The organism is uncultured Campylobacter sp. (assembly GCF_938018145.1).
Lineage (GTDB): Bacteria > Campylobacterota > Campylobacteria > Campylobacterales > Campylobacteraceae > Campylobacter_A.
In genome coordinates this window covers 1-1,868 of record NZ_CALIII010000019.1, presented here as the reverse complement: position 1 = coordinate 1,868, position 1,868 = coordinate 1, and the positions used below count along the sequence as shown (strand labels likewise).

At 47.4% G+C, this 1,868-nt stretch carries 1 pseudogene; it reads right to left on the bottom strand.

The window, feature by feature from the left end:
• Positions 1-1,868 (bottom strand): annotated as a pseudogene (locus Q0338_RS00530) (DNA-directed RNA polymerase subunit beta'); the annotation flags it as partial.

Sequence of the window (1,868 nt, the reverse complement as noted above, 5' to 3'; positions counted from 1 at the left end):
ATAGAGTTTCGCGGGATATAGTAGCGAACCGCCTCTCTATCGTCCTCATCGGCAACCACGACAAATAAGCCTTTTTCCGTTACAACGTGGCCTTTTTTGATATTTCTTAAGCGCTCTAAATAATCGCCCTTTAAGATGTAAAATTTAAGCACGCCGTTTGCGCCGGCAAGGATTTTCTTAGCGATCGGTTCGCCGTCCTCTACCTTTATCTCGCTCGCAAACGGAATACGTTTCGGTACGTTCCAGCCCTCTTTGATGACCTCAGCGATACTTTCGTTCTCTTTAACCGAATCGCCGTCAGCATAAGGGATGTAAATTTTACCCTCGACCTTACCGCTAACGCCGGCTAGCTCGTTAGGTCTCGCTAGGTCGCCTCTTCTTAGAGTGTATTTTACCTCTTCTTTTTTACCTTTTACGATGATGTTTACGTCCTCGTGAGCAACCTCGATCTCGATCTTTCCGTCAAACGGAGCTTTGATCTTAGGCTCTACGAGCAAGACAGCCGAGTTTCTGCGATTTGCCACGATTCTCTTACCGCCGTTTTCGTAAACGTTTAGATTGTAGTATCTTATAAAGCCCTCTTTTTGCGCGACGACTTGGTAGTCTTGCTGCTCTGTAGATGCCGTACCGCCGATGTGGAAAGTTCTTAGCGTTAGCTGAGTACCGGGTTCGCCGATAGATTGAGCCGAGATGATACCGACGGCTTCGCCCGGTTTTACCAGCTTTCCTTCGCCCAAGTTCACGCCATAGCATTTCGCGCAGACGCCTTTTGCCGCTTTGCAAGTTATCGGCGTTCTGATGCTGACAGATTTTATACCAGCTTCGGTTATCGCTTTGGCTTTTTCTTCGTCTATCAGAGTACCTTCGCTAAATAGCACTTCGTTTGCTATCGGATCGATCACGTCGTCGGCTAGTACGCGGCCTAAAATTCTCTCTTCTAAACTCTCGATAAGCTCGCCGTTGTCGGTGATCTCGGTGATCTCGACGCCCTCGTGAGTACCGCAGTCGTGCATAGTGACTTTCACGTTTTGCGCGACGTCGATCAGCTTTCTGGTTAGATATCCGGCATTCGCCGTTTTTAACGCGGTATCTGCTAGACCCTTTCTGGCACCGTGGGTTGAGTTAAAGTACTCAAGGACGTTTAGACCCTCGCGGAAGTTTGATATGATCGGTGTCTCGATGATCGATCCGTCGGGCTTCGCCATAAGACCACGCATACCGGCTAACTGGCGAATTTGCGCCGCAGAACCTCTCGCGCCGCTATCGGCCATCATATAAATAGAGTTAAATCCGCCCTTATCTCCCTGGATGAGCTTCATCATCTCGCCTGCGACGACGTTGTTCGTATCCGTCCAGATGTCGATGATTTTATTGTATCTTTCAGAATCGGTTAGCAAACCAGCGCCGTATTGATTTTGTATCTCGCGGACTTTTTTCTTGGCTTCGTTGATATATTTTTGTTTACTATCAGGCACGATGATGTCAGCAATAGAGATCGAGATGCCGGCTTTTGTCGCATAGCGGAAGCCCAAATTTTTGAGCTTATCCAAAAATCCCGCCGTTACCTCAAGGCCGCCGTTTTTATAAACGTAATCAACCAAATTTGCGATATCTTTTTTCTTCATAACCCTGTTCCACATATTTTCAGGAACAAAATCAGGCAGAATCGAGCGGATGATCAAGCGACCCGCAGTCGTAAATAGCGTCTTGCCGTCGATCATCGTTTTGATTTTCGAGTGTACCTCTAGGCAGTGAGCTTCCTCGGCGATCATTACTTCATCTACAGATGCGAAAATTTTGTTCGCTCCCTTGCTATCGGTCTTTTCTAGGCTTAGGTAGTAAATTCCCAAAACCATATCCTGGCTAGG